We start from the raw sequence: 16754 nt of genomic DNA, 5'->3' as shown, positions 1-16754 counted from the left end.
CAAAATCCAAGCCGCGCCGCCAATACAGCAAGTTTCAGCCAGAGATGCCACATAGCGCAGCTCTGGCTGCGTGCGTTTCTCGGCCGTGGGATAAACCTATCCAGCCGATAGTAAGGCCGTTCCCGACTTATGCCGAGCAATACCAGAAGGAAGAAGAGTGCCGCGCCATTGTAAAAGAGATTAAGGCGCGTGCCCATGTCCAGCAATTACTCAGCAAGCAACCTGCCATTGTCCGCCTTGATGTTCAGTACAAAGCGAATGTTTTAGAAAAGGAGCAAGGGACTCGCCGCGCCGAGGCTTTTTTGTCTAAGACATTCGTTGACCGTATCTTACCCCGCGTCAATTTGGTGACTGAACGTTACCAGATTCAAGAAATGGATGCGGATAACTCGCTTTATATGGCCCGGTTTAACCGTATTCCTGATATGACCAGGGAAGATGTCGAGTTACTGGCGAATGACATTGCTCAATTTATTCTTCAGGAGTTGCAGGCAGTCGCGGATGAGAGACAGGAAGAAAGCGATCTGAAGAGAGCGCATGTCTTATATGTGCGGGCTGCGGCCATCACTAAAGCCTATCGTCAGGCTGTGCCCTATTGGGATAAGCTGACGGGTCGCTTTTTTGCTGAAACCGAGGCTATCGCAGCGATTTCCCGTATGACTTCGGATAAATGGTGGTTAGGTCGGTTGCGCCGTCTGGCGGCCGAGTGGCGCGAGCATTTGCAGATATCCATTAATCGCGTCAGCAAGCCAGCCAGTATCTACGCCAGCAAAATGACCATTGCCGAATGGAAAGAGCAAAAGCACCGTACCAAAGAATTTATCAAATCAATGGAACTGGAAGATGAAGAGGGTAACCGCATCAGCCTGATTGATAAATATTATGGTAGCGTGGCGAACCCGGCGATCCGCCGTACCGAAATGATGGTACGCATTCGCGGCTTTGAAAATATCTGCAATGAATTGGGTTACGTCGCTGAATTCTATACGTTAACCGCGCCTTCTAAATATCACGCCACAACCCGGCACGGACACCGCAACCGCAAGTGGAACGGCAGCAGCCCGGCAGATACGCAGGCATATTTAAGCGGCCTCTGGGCAAAAATCAGAGCCAAACTCCATCGTAACAATTTACGTCTCTTTGGTATCCGCGTTGCTGAACCTCATCATGATGGTACTCCACACTGGCATATGCTGTTTTTTATGCAGCCAGAGCAGGCGGATCAGGTGCGCGATATTATCCGTGAGTATGCCTTGCAGGAAGACCGCCACGAACTGCGGACAGCAAAAGCCCTGAAAGCCCGCTTTCATGCCGAGAAGATTGATCCAGAGAAAGGGTCAGCAACGGGTTATGTAGCGAAATACATTTCTAAAAACATTGATGGCTACGCGATGGACGGTGAGCTGGATGATGAAAGCCAGCGCCCCATGAAAGAAGCCGCCGTGGCCGCGAGTGCGTGGGCGGGACGTTGGCGTATCCGTCAGTTTCAATTTGTGGGCGGTGCTCCGGTGACAGTCTACCGTGAATTACGCCGCATGGCTGATCACGAGACAGCTATGGGTTTAAGCGTTGAGTTCGCCGCTGTCCATGATGCCGCTGATAACGGAGACTGGGCAAATTATATCAATACGCAGGGTGGCCCCTTTGTTCGCCGCGAGGATTTGGTCGCACGTCTGTGGTATGAAACCAGTCAGGAAACCAACGCCCACGGGGAAGACGTGATCCGTATCAAAGGGGTTTTCTCACCTTTTGTTGGCATGGATACCCCCATCTTAACGCGTCTGAAGACTTGGCAGATTGTGCCGAAGTTGGCCGAAGCGCCAGCGGAGGCGGGTTTTAGCGGTGCGTCCGCGCCGCCTAGGAGTTCTGTCAATAACTGTACGGAGGCACGAAGTCCGATTAATAAAGCCATACAAGAAAGTGATTTGTATCTGGATGAGGTTTATCACGGCTGGCTTCAGATGAATGAGCCAGAACGGGTAAAACGGGTGCATGAATCGGCTAAATCGCAGAACTTAGAGATCAGTGATGGCTTAGCGCAGGCATTAATCAGAGGAAGCTGCATGACTATTGAGGAGCGGTACTATCGCTTATCCATGTTTGGGCAAATAGTCAGAGTTAAGCCGCCGCATACGGAAAGAACGAAGATATTCATGAATAAGTTAAGTGAAAGGCTACCTATAAAATTGAATATTAATGAAATTATATGTGACCCTAAAGGCCATTATTTGAGTATTTTGCAGGGAAAATCTGGAAATATTGAGTAAGTCACATAATTTACTATTTATTAATGAAATTACTGTAATTGCTAATTATATTATCTTATGCTGTTTATAAATACAGTATAATGAAAGGTAAGGAGTGGGATATGGTGTCTGATTCTTTAGATACATTTGTTCTTTTAGAACGTATTGAATTGATTGCTAAGATTGGTGGTTCGGATGGTTTCAATGATAAAGAGAGGCAGGTGGCGTTATATTGGGTTGGGGAAATGGCGGAGCAGGTTAAAAGTGAACTGGTGATAGAAAAGCCACTCAATAGTGGCTCAACACGTGAATTATGCGGCACTGGTCTGCAACAAATCTAACGCCATTTGGCGCTGTTGCGGATTGAGGTTATTGATCACAGTCTGCAACAGAATATCACCCGTTTTGGCACTGGGGCTGATGGTGTGTGAAAACGTCAGGTTCATCACAAACGTGTGGCCACATTCCACATCAGAGCATGAACAATAGACATCAGCAATCTGGCGGTGCATCCGGTTGGTTTTGCGAATGACTGCTTTCGCATCGCACTCAGGACAAATTATTTTTAATACGCGCATGTTCCTCATTCCCAATGTGTCGATTTTCCTCGATTTTACCATTTTCTTGCTCATTCTGCACCCGAACTGACGTTATCTTGTTTGAAACGGAGGTATAATATTTCTGGCACATCGGGGTGATTTATCGCATTCATGAACATATTTTGCACGGGAATGACTTCATCCTTGCGATAGGCATCTCGGGCTTTTTCCGGATCACCCAATCCGCCGACGTTGGTCGGGATAATGCCCGCCAGTCCTGCCGGGAATCGGTGGGCGGTCAGGACATCCTGCGAACTGATGCTTTTCACATTGGCAAATTCATCATTGGCGGAGATATCCCCGATGGGAATAAACTTGATGCCGTCCGGGTCGCCATTGGGAATGCTCACGAACATTGTTTCAAAGTTGCCGATACCCTTACTTTGTTGTAGCTTGCGTTCGATTTCCTCTTCGGTTTCATCGGAGATATTCGGGTCATTGGTGTAAATGATGCCGCCCGTGTGAGCGCCATTGTGGTAATAGCGACGGCGAAATATCGTGGCTTCCGAGTTCAGCAAGGCCGCATGGATACCGCCGATATAATCCGGCAGGCCATAAACTTGTTGCTGGGGATCATACTGTTTGATGAAAATGACTTCTTCCGGGGTGTAGACCAATGGCTCACCCTCCTGCAAGACCACGAAGTCGCCATCTTTACGGCGGCGCAGGTACAGCGAGGGCAGCACCTCCAGTCTCACCACATCGCCCCAGAAGTTATGCACTTTCAGGATGGCCACATCGCCGAAAATCAAAAAATTCATCATGGCCGCCTTGAATTGCTCGTGGCTCAGTCCGCCACCGAGGTAATCCGAGGCAATCATATTGTGGCGGGCATAGAGAACACCGCCATGCTGCCCGTTCATGTTGGTCAGTTGTGCCAGTGCCAGACGGTCAATCGGCAATGTGTAATGGTCATAATCATTGTCATACCAGATTTTCTGGTAATCGGTCATGGTGGTGAGTATCGGCTCAGGTTTGCCCAGCGTGATAAGACTCATTTTCCGTTGACGTGGGTTGGTGTGCTGCGCTTTAGCGGTTTTCCTTAACGTTTTCTTGCTCATCAGGCGGCCTTTTGAAATGTGTATTTAGAGGTGCGTTTCTTCTCGTAATTTAACGGTTCATTCATCAGGGCATGGGAGATGGCCCAGAACACGTCAGCGTGTCCGGTTTCCAGCGAACGGTCGGCCACAAAGGTCATTGCCCCGCCTTTGGCCGTGGTGGTATGCCGGATAGCCAAAAATGAGGCCAGGATTTCTTTTTGTTCCTGATCCCATTCCAGCCGTTCTTCACTGACCACATCAATCATCTTCATGACCAGTTGGTTTTTGCTCTGCTGGCTGTAGTGAATGGCCTGTGTTTGCCGTGGGGCGAAGTCCTGCACCATCTCATAGACACCGTGACCAATGCCCGTGGTATCAATGCCGATATGGGTAAAGCGATAGCGTTTGGTCAGGTCTTCAATCAGTTTGGCCTGATGTTTCCAGTTCATGCCCTGCCAGTGGAACGTCGCCAGTACCCGGAAGGCTTCGCCTGCCATCAGGGGCGGGGCGACAATCACAAACGTGGAGGTATCGCCGCTTCGGGCAGGGTCAAAGCCGCCCCAGACTTCACGCTCACCAAAGGGGCGCGGGGCATTGGGGTTATGGTCTTGCCACAGGTTGACATCAACCCCGCATTTTTCCAGTTGATGATATTTAAAGACCGAGGCACCACTATCAACAAACACGCACATGTACAACATGTTAAAGGTGTCTTGATTATAGCGGTTGCGCAGCTTGTCAATGGAAGCCAGATTAAAGCCGCCTTTGATGGCATCGGCCAGTGTGATGACATAGCGCCATTGCCCATCAGGACAATCGCGCCCGCCATCACGCATTTCATCCAACGTGGGGAATTCAATCTTCTTGCGCTTGGCATCATTACCGCGCCATTCGTCGCCCGTCCAGAACGGGTAAGCGGGATGGGTTTTGGCGCTCGGCGTTGAGAAATAGGTGGTACGCCAATGGTCATGGGTCGCCATTGCGGAGGCAACTTCATTCAGGCGCTTAAAGTCGGGCACCCAAAAATATTCGTCACAATACAAATGCCCGGAATAGGACTGGGCGGTATTCTTATTGGTGGACAAGAAGCGCAGTTCTGCGCCGTTGCTGAGGCGGATCGGATTCCCTGTCAGCGTGACACCGAAGAATTGTTCAGCGATGTTGACAATGTAAGAGCGGAACACTTCCGCCTGTGGTTTTGACGCGGACAAAAATATCTGGGGCTTGCCCGTTAACACCGCATCTTCAAAGGCTTCAAACGCAAAATACCACGTTGCCCCAATCTGGCGGCTCTTGAGAATGTTTCTGATTGATTTAGCGATATTACTGCGCAAATGTTTCTGATAGCCGAAGAGCATTTCATCAGCAAACTGCTGGAAATCTTCTTCCGTCAGCGCTGAAATATCATTTTTACGCTGGCGTTTCTTCTTCTGCTCACCGTCACCCGATGGCGCATCATCGTCATTGCTGCCTGATTGCGCACGTGCCTTAATATCGGCCAGCTTTTCTTGGTGCTTATTTTCCTGTGCCATCAATTTGACATGATGGACAATCAGGCGGTCGAGTTCGTCCAGCTCCAGCGCGGTTTTGTTATTACGTTCGCTGAGTAACGCCGCGCGGCGGTTAATTGCTTCAATCACACTTTCATGGCTGAGCATATCCGCCCAGTGCCATTTTTCCGCCCAGTAATACACGATCCGCCGATTGGGCAGATTCAGTTCATGGGCAATTTCAGCTGGGGTATAGCGGCGCAAATACAGCGACTTCGCTACTTTTATGAGTTCATCCGAATATTTAGCCATCGTCTTAAGCATCCTTTCTTGAGTCGCTTCATTATGCAGGGCTAATTTCCGCCTTTCGTCCGCGCAACTTCGGTTTAATTCGGTTATGCGCCATATCCGAATTCATTGGCATTGCGCCCCTCGCCGCCACCGGGAGAATTCGCAATACTGTGTGGGAAGCAAACGAAAGGGATGCGATATGTCTCAGTTAATGACGAACTGGATATGCATTGCCATGGAGGGCGACACGGTTGATGGCCGGATAATGGAACCGCAATGGATCTTGGAGGCGGCCGAACTTTACGACCCTCAGCTTTATACCGCCCGGATCTGGCCGGAGCATGAGCGCTGGTTCGGGGCGATGGGGGAAGTGTTGGCGGTCAAGGCCGAGCGGGGTGAGGATGGGGTTTTACGCTTATATGCGCAATTGCGACCCAATCACCGTTTATTAGAAGCCAACCGGGACGGGCAACTGCTGTTTACCTCAGTGGAATTTACGCCAAATGGCAATTTTCGCGGCACGGGCAAAACATATCTGGAAGGGCTGGCAGTAACTGATTCGCCAGCCAGTGTGGGCACAACCCGCTTACAGTTTAGTAAAAAGGGCAAACCGGGTCGATTCGGGGCATTTAAGCCACTGGTTATCGATGAAGTGACGGAATTTAAGGAAAGTAAGGGGAAAAGGATGGCTAAGGGCACTAAAAAGACATGGCGCAGTATCTTTAATATTGAAGAACAAGACGATACTTCAAGCGAAACATCAGGCGATGATGCGTTGCAGGCACTGGCGCAGGCCTTGGCGGATTTAGAAACCCGTGTAGCAACACTGGAAACCGCGCAGGCATCAACAGAGCAGGAAGTGGAAGCGGTTCAGGAAGATGTCGAAACCGTTAAAGAAGTGGTTGATACCGAAGATTTTGCGCGTTTACGTGACAGCTTGCCGGATATCCTGAAAAAGTTTAACAAGCTGGATGGCATTGCAACTCCTTTGCCGTCTAAAAACCCGAAAGGCAACAAAAACAAGAAGTTTGAATTTCTGTGATCCCTGACGGGAAAAAGCAAAGGGAAGAGCGATGCAATTAAATAAACGGGCACGAGCCTTTTTACAGCAATATTCAGCGGGCTTGGCTGAATCCTATGGCGTTGAGGACACATCACGTTACTTTGCGCTGAGCGACCCGAAAGAAACCTCGCTGCGCAGTGCGCTGCTGGAGTCGGTCGAGTTTCTCAGCATGATCACCTGTGCGGATGTGGATCACCTGTCAGGCCAAGTGGTGTCGGTGGGCAATCCCGGACTCTTTACGGGACGTAAGAAAGATGGCCGTTTTATCCGTGCCACGGGTGTGGATGGCAATGAATATAAATTGCAGGAAACCGATTCCGGCGCCGCGCTGAAATGGGACTTGTTGTCCATCTGGGCGAACTCCGGCAGTGAAGAGGAATTTTTCCAGCGTATGCAGGCGTTTACCAATGAATCGTTTGCGCTCGATATGCTTCGCGTCGGCTTTAACGGTCAGCGTGTGGCGGAGACAACCAATCCCGACGAGAACCCGAACGGGGAAGATGTCAATAAAGGCTGGCACCAGATTGCCAAGGAATGGAACGGCGGCAAGCAGGTGATCACTACGTCAGTGAAACTGGATGAACACGGCGATTTTAACTCGCTGGATGCGATGGCGTCCGATCTGGTTAATACCTGTATTCCGCAACAGTTCCGCCATGACCCCCGTTTGGTGGTACTGGTCGGCGCGGATTTAGTGGCCGCGGAACAGTACCGGCTTTATCAGGCTGCGGATAAACCGACAGAAAAAATTGCTGCGCAGATGCTGGGCAGCTCGATTGCTGGCCGTCCGGCGATGGTGCCGCCGTTTATGCCTGGCAAGCGCATGGTGGTCACCATGTTGCCAAACCTGCAAATCCTGACCCAGCGCAATACCCGTCAGCGCAAGGCGGAATTTGTCGACGACCGCAAACAGTTCGAAAACAAGTACCTGCGCAATGAGGGCTACGCGATTGAAACGCCGGAATTGTACGCGGCCTATGATGAGAACGCCGTGACGATTGGCAAAGTGGCCGAACCGGCTGAAAAAACGGGTACAGACTAATGCTGTCACCTGCCCAACGACACCGGGCAGCGGTTGAACTGCGCCAGAAACTGGCACGTCAACAAGCCGTCGCTATTGCCGATGGTGCCAGTATGCATCTGCAAGCCCGCGCCATTGAGCAGGATGTAAAGCGATTGCGCCAGTTAACCCTGACGGCGGAAAAGGTGGAGATGAAACGGCGGGAACTGCTGCCCAATTATCTCCCCACGGCACAACGCTATCTGGATGAAGGCGAGGTGTACTGCAACCCTATTTTTGCTTACTGCGTGATTTGGTTGTTTGATATCGGGGAGTTTGCCCAGGGACTGGACTGGGCAGATATTGCCATCGGGCAAGGACAGCTCACCCCCGACCATTTTCGCAGCGGCTTTCCGGCGTTTGTGGCCGACACCGTTTTACTCTGGGCACAGGCGGAAGCCGAAGCGGGTAACCCGGTGGAACCCTATTTTTCAAGGACATTTCAGAATGTCACTGAAAAATGGCAAATACACGAGAAAATCAAGGCCAAATATTACAAATTTGCCGCCTTAAGCCTGATGAAAGGGGATAACGCCGAAATTAAGGCCAGTCAGGTTGACAGTCTGGCGGTGCTGGAACAAGCCGATAATTGGCTCGCCAAAGCCCATCAGTGCAACCCGACATCCGGCGTGAAGACGTATCGGCAACGGATTGCCGCCCGCAGACGGGCACTGACAACCGAAACGTAATGTAACGACTACCGCAAGCCGGAGCGGGCGCGGTGGAGGCATCGCAACCTGTTGCAGATGGCCGTGGAAACCGGACAGCCCGCTTTTTTTCTCAGGAGAAGCACGATGTTTAATGGCAACACCGTGGATTACCGGGACGCCCCGCTCACCAATGATGGCTTCTGGCCGGATTTGAATCTGCGGGAATTTCAGGTTAACCGCAAGCTGCCGGCTGACTTGGATAACGACATGCTGGCGAATGCGTTGCTGGCAACGGTGGCGGAAATCAACCTTGATCTGCAACGCCTGAAATTGCGCTTGCAGGCCACAGGCTACCCAACGGCGGCGGCGGTGCCGGGTATTTCCATCAATGGCAGTACCGCGCTGGTCAGTCAGTATAAAAAAGCGGTCTATGCACGGGCAAAGGCCGATTTACTGGGGGAATACGCAACACTGGTCAGCCGTGCCCCCAATCCGGGACAGGAAAGCCCCGACGCGCGCAACAGATTGCTGGCTGAAGCCGCGGTCGTGCTGCGCAACATGAAAGGCTTAAAACGCGCCACGGTACGCATGATATGAGCAAGTTACAGCAATTAACCGCTTTTTTGCGGGAAAACCTGCCGGAACGCATTTGCGAAACGGAATTTACCAGTGAAATGGATGAAATCCGCTTTATTCCGGCGCAACGGGATTTAGGGCTGGGGCAATACCAGATGTTTGTACAGCAATATGAGGCTGTGATTGCATGGGGACGTTTTCCCTATCGGGAGTGTGATCCGCGCAATATCCCCCTGCTGATTGATTCATGGTTAACCGCACAGGGAAATGGCGTCGGTGATGCCAATGTCGAGCAGGAGCAACCGACATTAACCGTGGAAGTGGACGGTGCTACGGCAATCGTGGTGGTGTCGCTGTCACTGGCTGAACCCGTGGTGATACGCGAAGACCCCAACGGCATGATCCCGTTTGATGGCAAGCGCTGGTCACTGGCTGAGACTGAAATCTGGTTTGCTGAACAAGGCGCGGTTCACAGTATGGATGAGACAGGTGCTCAAATTGGGCAAATCCGGTCATGATCCACGGTCAGTTGAATAGCAACCAGCTTAAGGCACTGCAAGACACCCTGAGCAATCTTGAATTACCGCAGAAAAAGCGACAGCGCCTGTTATGGCGCATTGCAAAGTACGGGGTGATTCAGGCGGCAAAGCGCAATGTGCGCAATCAGCAATCACCTGATGGCCGTAGCTGGCCTGTCAGAAAAGGCGCTTGGCGCAAGAAGATGCTCAGGAATATGCCCAAGCTCTTGCACATTCGGGAAATGCCGGAAACTGACGCCGTGCGCATTTACCTGCAAGGCGGAAACTACCGGAACGGCAAGCAGAATGTGCCTGCGGGGGTTGTGGGGTATGCCCAGCAACACGGGATGCGGGTTCAGGTGAATCGGCGGCAGGTGCAAAAGACGGTTGACCGTGAGCGGATGGCGACCATCAAGCAGGCGAAAAAATTGCGCGACTTGGGCTATCAGGTCAAAAAGGGAAAACGCTGGCGTAAGCCCCCGATAAAAGAAATTACCGCCACGATGAAATTTATTCAGGCCGGGGCAATGATTAAAAAGCTGAGCGGCAAGGCGGTAAAAAATTCATGGTCATTTGAAGTCCCCGCGCGGGAATTCTTAGGCCTGAATGATGAGGAATTCAGTAAGGCGCTGGCTCGCCAGTTGCAGGGCATTGGATACGGCGCTTAGCGCCTTAATAAGGGACTAGATTATGTGGCCACATGTACAGGTTAACCAGGTTAACCAACTGCAAGGCGAAACCAAGGAAATTGAACGGGTATTGCTCTTCGTTGGTACAGGAAAAACCAATATTGGCAAGACCATTGCCGTCAATACCCAGACCGACTTTGATGCCGTGCTGGGCACGGCACAAACCGCCCTCAAGCGTCATGTACTGGCGGCAATGGCCAACGCCGGGCAAAACTGGTCGGGTTATGTGCATATCCTGCCCGAAGCGGCGGACGGGCTGGCTTTTGTTGAGGCGGTGACGGCGGCGCAGACCGTCGCCAGTGTGGAGGGCTATGTGCTGACCCTCGGTGCCAGCAAAGACATTATCAAGGCAGCACAGACCCTGCGCGCCAATACGATTGCTAAATTTGGCCGTTGGCAGTGGGCAATTCTGGCCGTGGATGCGCCGCAGTCCAAGGAGGCATGGGCGGATTACGTCACCCGCCTGGCCGAACTGCAAAAGGGCGAGGCCGTGGCATCAGTGCAACTGGTGCCGTGCCTGTGGGGCAATGAGGCGGGCGTACTGGCCGGGCGGTTGTGTCACCGTGCTGTCACCGTGGCCGACAGCCCCGCACGGGTGCAGACAGGCGCCCTGATGGATTTGGGCAGGGCTGATTTTCCGCTGGATGGCACAGGCAAAGCCATTGATCTGGCGACCCTGCAAGCGCTGGAAAAACTGCGTTTCAGTGTGCCGATGTGGTATCCCGACTATGACGGCATGTACTGGTCGGATGGCCGCACGCTGGATGTGGAAGGTGGCGACTACCAGAGCATCGAAAATTTGCGCATTGTCGATAAGGTCGCGCGGCGGGTGCGTTTGCAGGCGATTGCCAAAATTGCCGATCGCAGCCTGAACAGCACGCCGGGCAGCATCGCCACGCATCAGGCTTACTTTGCCCGTACCCTGCGTGAGATGTCGCGCAGTACCGAGATTAACGGGGTGACGTTTCCGGGTGAAGTGAAATCCCCGAAAGACGGCGACATTGCCATCACATGGCGCAATAAAAACACGGTGGAAATTTATATCACTATCCGCACTTACGAGTGTCCGAAAGGCATTACGGTCAGCTTGTTGCTGGATAGCAGTCTGGAGAAAACCGCATGAGCAAACGCATTTCAGGCCAGTCGATAGATTTTAATATGGACGGGGATCTGGTTCATGCTGAGAAAGTCAGCCTGTCCATTACCGACAACACCGCCGCCGCCCAGACGCAGGGCGTCCCGGACGGCTATATTGCCGGGGATGTGGCGGCCGAAGGGGAAATTGAACTCAGCACCAAATATCTGGAGATTGTGACCGCTAAAGCGCGCGCAACGGGTTCATGGCGGGGCATTCAGCCCGTCGATTTGATGTGGTACGCCAAGGCAGGCAACGAGGAGATAAAAGTGGAAGCCTACGGCTGCAAGCTTATCTTAAGCGATATTCTGGACGTCGACCCCAAAGGCGGCAGTGTGATGACCCACAAAGTGAAGTATGTGGTGACGTCCCCCGACTTTGTCCGCATCAACGGCATTCCCTATCTGGAAGCGGAACTGACGCAAAGCCTGATAGGGTAAGGGGGGCGCTCATGGAAGAGCATGAGAAGACATTTGTCACACTGGTTTTGCTGGGGGCACTGATTGCCTTGGGCAAGATGCTGACAGGCCATGAACCGATCACCTTACGGCTGTTCATCGGCCGGATTATCCTGGGTTCGGCGGTGTCGGTCATGGCAGGGGCGTTGCTGATTTGGTGGCCGGGTATCAGCCCGATAGCGGTCACGGGGATCGGCAGCGCACTGGGGATTGCCGGATATCAGTTAGTTGAAGTCTGGTTACGCAAGCGCGGCAGCGCTTGGCTGACAGGGAGGTTAAAGAAATGACATTGAGTGAAAAACAGCAGTTATTTGCCGTGCTGATGGCACAGTTGATCTTATGGGCAGACGAGCGCGGGTATCGTGTGACCTTCGGGGAAGCCTACCGCCCCCCGGAACAGGCGAAACTGAATGCCCGGAAAGGGACAGGCATTGCCAACAGCCTGCATACGCAACGTTTGGCGGTTGACCTCAATTTGTTTATTCGGGGCGAATATCAGACCCTCAGTGACGCTTACTTACCGTTGGGGGAGCAGTGGGAATCCCTCGGCGGTACATGGGGCGGGCGTTTTTCCCGTCCCGATGGCAATCATTTTTCGCTGGCACATAACGGGGTGAAATGATGCTGAAGGCACGGACGCTGTACTTTTTTGTTGTGACACTGGCGTTCGGGGCGGGCTGGCAGGTCAATGACTATTACCGTGACAGTCTGGAATTGAAAATCACCCAGGCCGCGGCGGAAACGGCCAAGAAGATCCGGCAGGACTTACAGGCCATTTCCAGCGCGTCCGCCCGCCAACTGGAAGAAAAACTGGAGGGGATCGCCCATGCCGCCCCGCGAGAAATTCGTACTGAAGTGGTTAAGCCTGTTTTTACTGCTGTGTGCGTTAACCCTGAGTTTGTCCGGCTGTACAACGAAACCGCCGACAACATTGAGCGAACCTTATCAGGAAAACCTGCTGACAACATGTCAGGCCAAATTACCGAAACTGACAGGCACGACCGGAAATAATTTAGTGGATGTTGTCATGGCCTATTCCACGTTATACGGAACGTGTGCCGCACGACATAATCAATTAGTGGATGAAATTAATAAAAGAAAGGAAATCACAAAATGAAAGAAAATAAAATCATTACCTTAATTATCGGCGAAAAAGAAATAAACTTTGAACCCAATATTATTGCTTATAACAGCATGATTAATGATATGACGATGGATAATAAGATTGTCCCCATTGTCGCTTATTTACGTCGCATTGTGCAGCCTGCTTCAAAAGCCGCGTTGGATGAACTCCTGCAAATCCCCGGCGCGGCCATGCAGATTGTTGAGCGCGTAAATTCAGAATATGCGCCTAAACTGGAAATAGAAATAAAAAACTAAATGCGCGGGTTAAGGCGATTGAGAATAGCTTCTTCGAACAGGCCTTAATATTACGCCGCCATTATTTACCGAATGAGCCGGATAATTCAGACAGTTTAGCCCGTGCCATTTGGCTGGATAACCGTTATTGGGAATATACGCGTGTGTCAACCGCCAATGGCATTGCGCTGGCATTCAAGGGTGAATCATGAGTAACGAATTAGATTTTACCTTAAGTCTGATTGATAAAATCACCCAACCCCTTGCCAGTGTCAAAGCGTCGGTTGCGGGGTTTGCCGAGGCCTCACAGGGTGCTTTCGGCAAGCTGGCCATCGGCGGGGCGGGGTTGGCCGCTTCGTTCTGGTCAATCAAGGGCTTTCTTGATCCGGCCATTGAAATGGAAGATGCGCTGCAAACCGCCTCCTTGCAGGGGATTGACAGCAATGTGATGGACAAGGTGGCGAAAGAGGCCATGACCTTTAGTTCCCGCTATGGCAAATCGTCGACAGAGTTTGTGCAATCGGCGTCAACCATCAGCAAGGCCATTGGCAGCCTGTCACAAAATGACTTGCCGCAGATGACCTATATCGTGAACACCACGGCCGCCGCCCTGAAAAGTAGTGCCGACGATGCCAGCACCTATATGGGGCAGATGTTTGCCCAGTTCTCCCGCCATGCGAAAGATGTCGGGCACCTGCAATTTGCCGAAGAGCTGGCAGGCAAGGCGGTGTTTATGTCGAAGACCTTCGGCACGTCCATGACCGACATTGCCGACCTGATGGAAGGTGCACGCGCTGCCGGGACAAACTTTGGTATCGGTATTGATGAACAGTTGGCGATCTTGGGGGAACTCCAGCGCTCATTGGGTTCAGAATCCAGCGGGGCGTTTGAAGCCTTTATCACCACGGCGGAAGCTGGCGGGAAGAAACTTGGGTTAAGTTTCGTTAATGCGTCGGGCAAATTGCTGTCTATGCCGGAAATGCTGGAGAAGCTACAGGCCAAATACGGCAAGAGCATTGAAGGGAACCTGAAAGCGCAGGCAGAGATTGATGAAGCCTTTGGGGATTCCGCCGTGGTCATTAAGCAGCTTTACGGCAATGTTGATGTGCTGCGCAAGAACATGACGGCACTGGGTGCCAATGATGGCATGAAGCGCACCAAAGAGATGGCCGAACGGATGGCGAACCCGTGGGAACGGCTGGAAGCGATTTGGCAGAATCTCCGGATTGTCATTGGTTCAACTTTACTGCCCGTGATTAAGCCCTTAATCGACAAACTCGCCAATGCCAGTCAATTACTGGTGCGCTGGCTGAAATTGTTTCCCAATATTGCCCGTTGGATAGGGTATATCGCCCTTGGTCTTCTGAGCTTTGCCGCCGCCGGGGCGGCCACCAATATCGTGATGGGGGTGTCTGCATTTATCTGGCTTGGCCTGAAGGGGATTTGGGCGGCGTGTACCCTTGTCATGAAATTGGGTACGGCGGCCGTGTGGCTCTATGACAAGGCCATCATTGCATGGCAAGCAACTTTGCGAATGCTGCGGGGTATTTTGATCGCTGTCCGTATGCAGGCCATATTGGCGGGAGTGTCATTCAGTTTCATGACGTGGCCTGTTCTGTTGATTATCGCGGCGATTGCCTTGCTGGCGATTGGCATTTATCTGCTTATCAAGCATTGGGATGCCATCAAAGCCGCCATCATGAATACCACGGCGTTTAAAGTCGTCGCGGCCTATGTGAAGTGGGTCGGCGGGATATTCAGTGCGGTCTGGGACTGGATCGCTGAGGGCTGGGATAACCTGTGTAACTGGTTCAGCAGTTTTTCACTGGCGGATACCTTTTCCGGCATGATTGACGGGTTGAGCAATATTTTCGGGGGCTTATGGGACTGGCTGAAAGGTTCGTTCAGTGATACCTACGACTGGATTGTCGATAAATTAAATTACATTCCGGGCATCAACATTGAAACCAACGCGATTGAAAAGACGGTTGCTGAGCCGATGGCACAAACCACTGTCCCCACGGTCACTGCGCCAATAAAACAGGCTGCCGTACCTAATATGGGCGTGGGGGAAAATACCCAGAAAATACTCACCCAACCCAAAGGCTTATTGCCCGGACAGCCGCAAGCCCTGATCCCGCCCGTCAAGGCAGTCAGACCGCCAGAAACCGAGGGGATACTGACAGGCGGTAAAAAGCAGGGGATCGGCAGGCAAGGCCTGATAAAAGAAGTGACCACGAATTCACAGACCCTCACGGATAACAGCCGCCGCTTTGAGAATGTGACCTTCAATGTGTCCAACGGCATGTCGCCGGATCAATTAACGGAATGGGAGCAGGTGGCTTATGGATAAGCCTAAATACATTGATTTATTAATAACTAATGGCAACTTCACGCTGAACTCAGGCAATGAACCCCGTTTTTGCCATAACCGCTTTTCTGTCGGACAGGATTGTGTTCATGCCATTATGGAAAGTGGCCTTGCGACCGGGCTTGTCGCCGAGCGCAGCCCGACCCTGCGCGCGGATATCCGCACCCAGATAGAAATTTTGGTTGAAGATGATGAAAGGATTATTCCGGGCACGGTCATCATTAACGAAGAGTCACCGACTAAATTGTGGATCACGGCTGAAACCTATGATTTTGGCCGCCTGAATGTGAGTGTGGGGCATGGACACTAAACCGTCGATTGATTACGAAAAGGTATTGCGTGACAGCGGAATGCCAACCACGGAAGCCGACATCAGTGCCGCCTTTGCCAAGGTTGTGGATGAAGCCGGGTTAGTGACCAATACCTCGCGCATGTCCCCGTTCTGGCGGCTGGTGAACACCCTCGTCACGCGCCCGGTGTTGTGGCTGAAAGAGGCATTAATCAACGTCACGTTGAAAAATATGTATCTGGCGACCGCATCAGGCGCATGGCTGGATATGTTTGCGTGGGGCGTCAACCTGAAACGCAAGGAAGCCACCGCGGCGCAGGGGGTGATCCGTTTCTATAAAGCAGCGGGTGCCTCGTCGGTGACGGTGCCTGCCGGAACGGTGATCCAGACCGAGCGCCTTAACGGGGAAATCTATCGTATCAGCACCATGGAAAGCGTAGTGATTGCCGAGGGGGTCACCAGTGCCTTGCTGCCTGTTTGGGCTGCATCGGCAGGCGGCGCATTCAACCTTGCGCCCGGCTATTTTCGCATTCTGCCCGTGGCGGTGTCTGGTATTGAACGGGTACAAAATGAAGAGGATTGGTTACTGACGCCCGGCTCGGATGCCGAGTCCGATGATGATTTACGTGACCGTTGCCGTAACCAGTATAACTTGGTGGGCAACTACCACACGGACGCCGTTTATCGCGGCATGATAGCCAGTCAGGTCGGGTTGAGTATCGACCGCATCTTCTTTTTGCATGATGCCCCTCGTGGCGCGGGCACAGCCAATGCGTATTTGTTGCTGGATTCTGGCGTAATCAGCCAGCCCTTTATTGACGCGGTGAACGATTACATCAGCAATCAGGGGCATCACGGGCACGGGGATGATATGCAGTGTCTGCCGATGCCGGAAACGCATCATGCACTGGCAGTGACAC

Annotated in this window: 21 protein-coding genes; 18 read left to right on the top strand and 3 right to left on the bottom strand. The window is 52.2% G+C overall.

Going from position 1 to position 16754, the window contains the following annotated elements:
• Nucleotides 1-44: 44 nt before the first annotated feature.
• Together AACQ81_RS10580 and AACQ81_RS10575 are read left to right on the top strand one after the other, a co-directional pair.
• Nucleotides 45-2267, top strand: coding sequence for a replication endonuclease (locus AACQ81_RS10580; protein WP_237387297.1), 2223 nt, complete (start codon nucleotides 45-47; stop codon nucleotides 2265-2267).
• Nucleotides 2268-2368: 101 nt separating this feature from the next.
• The gene (locus tag AACQ81_RS10575) at nucleotides 2369-2587 is read left to right on the top strand and encodes a hypothetical protein (RefSeq protein ID WP_237387273.1); all 219 of its coding nucleotides are present in this window, start codon (nucleotides 2369-2371) and stop codon (nucleotides 2585-2587) included.
• On the opposite strand, the gene AACQ81_RS10570 is transcribed toward AACQ81_RS10575, so the two are convergent.
• The 3 genes from AACQ81_RS10570 to AACQ81_RS10560 are packed head-to-tail and all read right to left on the bottom strand — an operon-like array spanning nucleotide 2558 to nucleotide 5687.
• On the bottom strand, nucleotides 2558-2878 hold the full coding sequence (locus AACQ81_RS10570; protein WP_237387272.1) for an ogr/Delta-like zinc finger family protein: 321 nt from the start codon (nucleotides 2876-2878) through the stop codon (nucleotides 2558-2560). The two genes, AACQ81_RS10575 and AACQ81_RS10570, sit on opposite strands and share 30 nt — an antisense overlap.
• Nucleotides 2875-3906: a phage portal protein gene (locus tag AACQ81_RS10565; protein WP_237387271.1), complete on the bottom strand. Its 1032-nt coding sequence runs from the start codon at nucleotides 3904-3906 to the stop codon at nucleotides 2875-2877. The genes AACQ81_RS10570 and AACQ81_RS10565 overlap by 4 nt, the downstream gene beginning before the upstream one ends.
• Nucleotides 3906-5687 carry a terminase large subunit domain-containing protein gene (locus AACQ81_RS10560; RefSeq protein WP_237387270.1) on the bottom strand — a complete coding sequence of 594 codons (1782 nt, stop codon included), beginning with the start codon at nucleotides 5685-5687 and terminating at the stop codon, nucleotides 3906-3908. The genes AACQ81_RS10565 and AACQ81_RS10560 overlap by 1 nt, the downstream gene beginning before the upstream one ends.
• A 178-nt stretch (nucleotides 5688-5865) precedes the next feature.
• Here AACQ81_RS10560 and AACQ81_RS10555 point away from each other — a divergent pair, with 178 nt between their 5' ends.
• The 16 genes from AACQ81_RS10555 to AACQ81_RS10485 all read left to right on the top strand — a co-directional run.
• Nucleotides 5866-6708 carry a GPO family capsid scaffolding protein gene (locus AACQ81_RS10555; RefSeq protein WP_237387269.1) on the top strand — a complete coding sequence of 281 codons (843 nt, stop codon included), beginning with the start codon at nucleotides 5866-5868 and terminating at the stop codon, nucleotides 6706-6708.
• A gap of 31 nt (nucleotides 6709-6739) precedes the next feature.
• Nucleotides 6740-7771, top strand: coding sequence for a phage major capsid protein, P2 family (locus AACQ81_RS10550; protein WP_237387268.1), 1032 nt, complete (start codon nucleotides 6740-6742; stop codon nucleotides 7769-7771).
• Nucleotides 7771-8478: a phage terminase small subunit gene (gene gpM, locus AACQ81_RS10545; RefSeq protein ID WP_237387267.1), complete on the top strand. Its 708-nt coding sequence runs from the start codon at nucleotides 7771-7773 to the stop codon at nucleotides 8476-8478. The genes AACQ81_RS10550 and gpM overlap by 1 nt, the downstream gene beginning before the upstream one ends.
• Before the next feature lie 105 nt (nucleotides 8479-8583).
• On the top strand, nucleotides 8584-9036 hold the full coding sequence (locus tag AACQ81_RS10540; protein WP_237387266.1) for a head completion/stabilization protein: 453 nt from the start codon (nucleotides 8584-8586) through the stop codon (nucleotides 9034-9036).
• The gene (locus AACQ81_RS10535) at nucleotides 9033-9533 is read left to right on the top strand and encodes a phage tail protein (protein ID WP_237387265.1); all 501 of its coding nucleotides are present in this window, start codon (nucleotides 9033-9035) and stop codon (nucleotides 9531-9533) included. Before AACQ81_RS10540 ends, AACQ81_RS10535 begins: the two co-directional genes overlap by 4 nt.
• Nucleotides 9530-10201, top strand: a complete 672-nt coding sequence (locus AACQ81_RS10530; RefSeq protein ID WP_237387264.1) for a hypothetical protein — start codon at nucleotides 9530-9532, stop codon at nucleotides 10199-10201. The genes AACQ81_RS10535 and AACQ81_RS10530 overlap by 4 nt, the downstream gene beginning before the upstream one ends.
• A 19-nt stretch (nucleotides 10202-10220) precedes the next feature.
• Nucleotides 10221-11345 (top strand): DUF2586 domain-containing protein, encoded by a 1125-nt coding sequence (locus tag AACQ81_RS10525; protein ID WP_237387296.1) that lies wholly within the window; start codon nucleotides 10221-10223, stop codon nucleotides 11343-11345.
• On the top strand, nucleotides 11342-11797 hold the full coding sequence (locus AACQ81_RS10520) for a DUF2597 family protein (protein WP_237387263.1): 456 nt from the start codon (nucleotides 11342-11344) through the stop codon (nucleotides 11795-11797). Before AACQ81_RS10525 ends, AACQ81_RS10520 begins: the two co-directional genes overlap by 4 nt.
• An 11-nt stretch (nucleotides 11798-11808) precedes the next feature.
• Nucleotides 11809-12102, top strand: coding sequence for a phage holin family protein (locus AACQ81_RS10515; protein WP_237387262.1), 294 nt, complete (start codon nucleotides 11809-11811; stop codon nucleotides 12100-12102).
• A complete protein-coding gene (locus AACQ81_RS10510) occupies nucleotides 12099-12437 on the top strand; it encodes a M15 family metallopeptidase (RefSeq protein WP_237387261.1) in 339 nt (112 codons plus the stop codon). The genes AACQ81_RS10515 and AACQ81_RS10510 overlap by 4 nt, the downstream gene beginning before the upstream one ends.
• On the top strand, nucleotides 12437-12826 hold the full coding sequence (locus AACQ81_RS10505; protein ID WP_237387260.1) for a hypothetical protein: 390 nt from the start codon (nucleotides 12437-12439) through the stop codon (nucleotides 12824-12826). Before AACQ81_RS10510 ends, AACQ81_RS10505 begins: the two co-directional genes overlap by 1 nt.
• A gap of 102 nt (nucleotides 12827-12928) precedes the next feature.
• Nucleotides 12929-13195 (top strand): putative phage tail assembly chaperone, encoded by a 267-nt coding sequence (locus AACQ81_RS10500; RefSeq protein WP_045971834.1) that lies wholly within the window; start codon nucleotides 12929-12931, stop codon nucleotides 13193-13195.
• A gap of 17 nt (nucleotides 13196-13212) precedes the next feature.
• The gene (locus AACQ81_RS19730) at nucleotides 13213-13386 is read left to right on the top strand and encodes a DUF6890 family protein (RefSeq protein ID WP_443089550.1); all 174 of its coding nucleotides are present in this window, start codon (nucleotides 13213-13215) and stop codon (nucleotides 13384-13386) included.
• A complete protein-coding gene (locus tag AACQ81_RS10495) occupies nucleotides 13383-15527 on the top strand; it encodes a phage tail tape measure protein (RefSeq protein WP_237387258.1) in 2145 nt (714 codons plus the stop codon). The genes AACQ81_RS19730 and AACQ81_RS10495 overlap by 4 nt, the downstream gene beginning before the upstream one ends.
• Nucleotides 15520-15855, top strand: coding sequence for a DUF2590 family protein (locus AACQ81_RS10490; protein WP_237387257.1), 336 nt, complete (start codon nucleotides 15520-15522; stop codon nucleotides 15853-15855). The genes AACQ81_RS10495 and AACQ81_RS10490 overlap by 8 nt, the downstream gene beginning before the upstream one ends.
• The coding region (locus AACQ81_RS10485; protein WP_237387256.1) for a baseplate J/gp47 family protein at nucleotides 15845-16754 on the top strand (910 nt) is incomplete at its 3' end. The genes AACQ81_RS10490 and AACQ81_RS10485, both read left to right, overlap by 11 nt.

Source organism: Xenorhabdus sp. Sc-CR9 (assembly GCF_963897815.1).
In the GTDB taxonomy this organism is placed as follows: Bacteria; Pseudomonadota; Gammaproteobacteria; order Enterobacterales; family Enterobacteriaceae; genus Xenorhabdus.
Note: the sequence above shows the minus strand (reverse complement) of the source record. Positions and strands in the feature narration are given on the sequence as shown.